The sequence below is a fragment of the Desulfosalsimonas sp. genome, assembly GCF_046483245.1.
Classification (GTDB): domain Bacteria; phylum Desulfobacterota; class Desulfobacteria; order Desulfobacterales; family Desulfosalsimonadaceae; genus Desulfosalsimonas.
This window is the reverse complement of sequence record NZ_JAWODO010000161.1, coordinates 1-5,166: the sequence shown is the minus strand read 5'-3', so window position 1 is coordinate 5,166 and position 5,166 is coordinate 1. Positions and strand designations below refer to the sequence as shown.

Genomic DNA, 5,166 nt, shown 5'->3' with positions numbered 1-5,166 from the left:
TCCACCATCAGCCAGCTCGGTTTCATGATCATGGCCCTTGGCGCGGGCGGTTATGCGGCCGGGATATTTCACCTCACCACCCATGCCGGGTTCAAGGCGCTGTTGTTTTTGTGCGCCGGGGTTTTGATCCATGCCCATGATACAAACGATATGTTCGCCATTGGCCGGGCCGGGGCACGCCGCATGAAAACGGCCATGGTCTGCATGACGGCCGGCGCCCTGGCGCTTTCCGGAATCTGGCCCTTTTCCGGTTTTTTCAGCAAAGAGGCGGTCATGGGGGCACTGGCGGCCGCAGACAATCCCGTATGGCTGTTTTGCGGGCTTGCCGGTGTATTTCTGACCGCATATTATACGTTCCGCCTGATTTTTATCATCCTGTTTCCCCGCACCCAAGCCGCCGGCGCCAACAGCCACGGCCACGGGTCTGTTTCCGCCAATGCGGCCATGTATGCGGTGTTGGTCATCCTGGCCGTGATTACCCTGGTGGCGGGGTTTTTTGCACAAGGCTTTCAGGATTTTATCAGTATGAACAGCGGACATGCCAAGGACGGTCACCCGGCTTTTTTTGCCCATATCGCCTCTCCGGTTCTGGCCATTGCCGGCATTTTTGCTGCGTGGCTGGAGTTTGGCCGCAGCACCTCGGATCAGGTGGGGTTTGCTGAGAAAATCGGGCCCGTGGGCCGCCTTTTTGCCAATCGCTGGTACCTGGATCATGTTTACGCCTGGATAACCGACAGGGTCCTGGACCGCGGCATTGCAGAGGGGTGCCGGCGGGCTGAAAATCGGGTGATCGAAGGGGCGCTGGCCATGATCACCGGCTGGATTGTTTTCTGCGGACGCATGGCTGCGGGATGGCACCGGGCCATGATCCAGCCGAAGCTGATGGTGGCGTTTGCCGTTATGTTCGGATTGACACTCATTTTGCTGGTTGTTTAAAGGAAATGGTCAACATGCAGATGCATGCCGCACAATTTCCGTTTTTGAGCACGATCCTGCTGATATGCGCATGCGGGCTGGCCCTGGTGCTGGTGCTGCCCAAAAACAGCAATGCGGCGGTCAAATGGGTGAGTGCGGCGTGTTCGGCTGCAACCCTGGCCCTGTCGGTTTTTTTGTTTGCCGCATATGACCGGGCGACCGGGGGCATGCAGTTCGTGGAGCGCCTGGACTGGATCCCCTCCATGGGCATTTCCTATTTAAACGGCATAGACGGATTTGCCGCGCCCATGCTTCTGCTCACGGGGATTGTGTTTTTTACCGGGGTTGTTTCCATGTGGGAGCTCGACTTTCGGGTAAAGGAATTCTTCGCCCTGTTTATCCTCCTGGTCATCGGCGTTTACGGCATGTTCATGGCCCTTGACCTGTTTTTTATTTTTGTGTGGTTTGATGTCTCGCTTCTTCCCATGTACCTGCTCATTGTGATCTGGGGCAGCAGCGCCCGGGAGTACGGGGCCATGAAGCTGACCCTGTATCTTTTGTTCGGAAGCGCCCTGATTCTGCCGGGCATCATTTATCTGGCAGCCGTATCCGGCCTGGAGACATTCTCCATTCCCGCCTTGGTGGAAAATGCGTCTTTTTCCGGTTTTGAGCAGAAAACCGCCTTTTTGCTCTTTTATATCGGATTCGGGATTCTGGCCGGGGTATGGCCGTTTCACTCCTGGTCGCCCACGGGTCACGTGGCCGCCCCCACGGCGGTGAGCATGCTGCATGCCGGCGTGCTCATGAAAATCGGGGCTTTCGGCATCCTGCGGGTGGGCATGTTTCTGTGCCCGGAGGGCTGGATGTACTGGTCGCCGACGATGGCGGTTCTGGCGGTCATCGGGATTGTCTACGGGGTCATGGTGGGCCTTCGCCAGACGGATCTCAAGTTTGTGATCGGCTATTCCAGTGTTTCCCACATGGGAATCGTGGGCCTCGGGTTTGCCACCATGACAGTGGACGGGGTGAACGGGGCCGTGTTTCAGATGTTTGCCCACGGGGTCATGACCGCCCTTTTTTTCTCGGCTGTGGGGCATATCTATGACCGCACCCACACCCGGGAAATCGGCGAACTCGGCGGATTGTCGGCTGTGATGCCCGCGGCCAGCAGCTATTTTGTTATTGCCGCGCTTGCCGGCATCGGTGTGCCCTGCCTGGCCAGCTTCTGGGCCGAACTGCTGGTTTTTATCGCCGCGTTCCGGGTTTACCCGGCACTGGCAATGATATCCGTGGGTGTTTTGGTGGTAAACGCCCTGTTCATGCTCCGGGTTGTCCGCAATACCTGCTTTGGGCCCCTGAATGACCGCTGGGCGCATCTAAAGGACATGAGCTTTGCAATGGGCATGCCCCGGGCGGTGCTTGCCGCGGCAATCGTGGGCTTCGGTCTGATGCCGTTTCTCATGTATGATTTGATCCAGACCGCCTCGGTTCCCCTGGTCCATTCCCTGGGCCAGGCAGTCGGGCTTGCCGGGCCGGAAACCGTTGAGACCCTTTTCACGGAATTGATGAGCGTATGGCCATGACGGACTGGATCCTGTTTATTCCCGAACTCTATACACTGGCGGCAGCAGGCGTGTTTTTCTTTTTCTGCCTGGGCCGGGCCCGTCCCGGCCGGGATTATGCCGCGGCCATGGTGCTGTCTGCGGCCGGTCTTGTGCTGACGGTCTGCACTGCAGGTTTTGAAGGCCTCATCTTTGAGGGAGTCTATCAGGTGGATCTTTACTCCCAGGTGTTTAAGGCCCTTATCTATTCCGGGTTCTTTCTTACGGTATGTCTTTGCGCCGATCTTTCAGGAGTGGACAAGGACCGGCACAGTGAATTCTACCTGCTGCTTTGCCTGTCTACCCTTGCCATGATGCTGCTGGCAAGCTCCGTGCATCTGCTGACCATCTATATTTCCCTTGAGATTTCATCCTACAGCCTTTACGTGCTGGTTTATTTTCGCAGGGGATACCCAAAAGGCGCGGAGCCGGCATTTCAGTATTTTGTTTTTGGCGCGGCAGCATCGGCCGTGATGCTTTTCGGGTTTGCCCTGGTTTACGGCGCGTTTGGATCAGCCCACATGGCCGAGCTCATGCGGCAGGTGCCGGCCAGGATCAATGAGCCCGTGGTTTTTACCGGTTTTGTTCTGTCCTTGTCCGGATTTTTTTTCAAGCTGGCGGTTTTTCCCTTTCATTTCTGGGCGCCTGACACCTACGAGGCCGCCCCCCACCAGGTGTCGGCATACATTGCCACTGCCTCAAAGGTGGCTGCCATTGCCATTTTGGTGCGAATGATCGCCCTGACCGGGGGGCAGGGCGACCGGGTGGCCTGGGTGCTGATTTTCCTCTCTGTTGCTTCCATGACCGCGGGCAATCTCGCGGCCATGGCCCAGAAGGATATCAAGCGGCTTCTGGCCTTTTCCAGCGTGGCCCATGCCGGCTACGTGATGATCGGGATATTGAGTGCAAACGCCATGGGCTATACAGGTGCGGTATTTTACGGACTGTCGCTTATGGTGATGAAATTCACCTGTTTCATGGTGGTGGTCAAGGCTGCAGACGGCGGCAGAAACATCAAAACAGATGCCCTTGCCGGCCTGCACCAACGGGCGCCTGTGCTGGCCCTGGCCCTGCTGCTGGCGCTTTTCGGCCTGGCCGGCATTCCGCCCACCATCGGTTTTACGGCTAAGCTGCTTGTTTTTAAGGCCGCCATGGAACAGGGTCTGCTGTGGCTGGTGATCATTGCAATGTTTAATGTGGTGATATCGCTTTACTATTACCTCGGCGTCCTTAAGGCCGCGTATTTTATTGCACCTGCGTCACAGCCCCGGGCCATTGTTGTATCCCTTCCCTTCAGGCTCCTGGCTCTTGCCATGATTGTTTTCATGGTGGCAGGCGGCCTTTATCCCCGATACATGATGGCCCTGGCCGGTGCCATGACAGCAGGGCTGCTTCCCTGAGCGGCTGAAAATATCTATCCCGAGTATATGGAGCACTGCTGGGTTACCAGGGCGGCTTCCTGCAGGGCTTCGGCAAATGTGGGATGGCCGTGCATGATCCGGCCGATGTCTTCCGAGGACGCCCCGAACTCGATGGCAAACACGGCTTCTGCGATCATGTCCGAAGCCCGGGGAGAGAGGATGTGCACCCCCAGGACCCGGTCTGTTTTTTTGTGGGAAAGCACCTTGACCATGCCTTCGGTTTCGCCCATGCACCGGGCCCGGCCGGCGCCTGTGAGCGGGAAGGTGCCGGTGCAGTAGTCAATTCCCTGTTGTTTTAACTGCTCTTCTGTCTTGCCCACTGATGCGGCCTCGGGAAAGGTATAGATGACCATGGGCACTGCGTCATAGTTGACCTCGCCGGGTTTTCCGGCCATGATTTCCACTGCGGCCCGGCCTTCGGCCGAGGCCTTGTGGGCCAGCATGGGCTGGCCAATCAGGTCGCCCACGGCATAAATATTGGCAACAGTGGTGCGGAAATTGGCATCCACCTTGACAAAGCCATTGGAATCGGTCTCAACGCCTGCGTCTTCCAGGCCCAGGTCTTCAGACAGCGGTCGCCTGCCCACGGCCACCAGCACGGTTTCGCAAACTTGCTCGGATTTTTCCCCGTCTGTGTCCAGTGTCACCTTTACGGTCTTTTTGCGCACATCCGCGCCGGTAACCCGGGTTTTGAGCTTGAATTCAATGCCCTGGCTCTTTAAGATCCGCAGCAGGCGGCGCGACAACTGGCTGTCTGCCGTGCCCGCAATCCGGTCTGTCATTTCCGCGACAGTCACCTTTGACCCCAGGCGCGACCAGACCGAGCCCAGTTCCAGGCCGATATATCCGCCGCCCACGATGAGAAGGCTTTTGGGGATCTTGTCAAAGGCAAGCGCATCGGTTGAGTTGACAATAAACTGGCCGTCAAACGCAAGGCCCTTGACCTCGGCCGGGCTGCTGCCGGTGGCCAGCAAAATGTTTTCCGCCGCGATTGTCTGTGCCTGGCCGTTTTTTTCCACCCTGACCGCAGATTCGCCCTGGAGTGCGGCCGTGCCCTTGATAATCTCCACGTTGTTGGCTTTGAGCAGGTTTTCCACGTTGTCGGTAAGCGCCCGGACAACCTCGTCTTTTCTGCCCATCATGGTCTTTAGATCGATTTCCGGCTTGCCCACGCGGATGCCGTGGTTTTTAAATGAATTGACCGCCTGGGCCGCATGTTCCGAGGAATC

The 5,166-nt window shown here is 57.5% G+C and carries 4 protein-coding genes; 3 read left to right on the top strand and 1 reads right to left on the bottom strand.

All coding sequences use genetic code 11. From position 1 onward, the window contains the following. The 3 genes from R6U41_RS13870 to R6U41_RS13860 form a co-directional block, all read left to right on the top strand. On the top strand, positions 1-936 hold a 936-nt coding region (locus R6U41_RS13870), incomplete at its 5' end, for a proton-conducting transporter membrane subunit (RefSeq protein WP_410270441.1). Between the two features lie 14 nt (positions 937-950). Continuing rightward, complete coding sequence (locus R6U41_RS13865) at positions 951-2,498, top strand: NuoM family protein (RefSeq protein WP_410270440.1); 1,548 nt, start codon at positions 951-953, stop codon at positions 2,496-2,498. Then, a complete protein-coding gene (locus R6U41_RS13860; protein WP_410270439.1) occupies positions 2,495-3,916 on the top strand; it encodes an NADH-quinone oxidoreductase subunit N in 1,422 nt (473 codons plus the stop codon). The genes R6U41_RS13865 and R6U41_RS13860 overlap by 4 nt, the downstream gene beginning before the upstream one ends. A gap of 14 nt (positions 3,917-3,930) precedes the next feature. Here the strand turns inward: R6U41_RS13860 and lpdA are convergent. Next, positions 3,931-5,166, bottom strand: a 1,236-nt coding sequence (gene lpdA / locus R6U41_RS13855) for a dihydrolipoyl dehydrogenase (RefSeq protein WP_410270438.1), incomplete at its 5' end; no start/stop codon positions are given.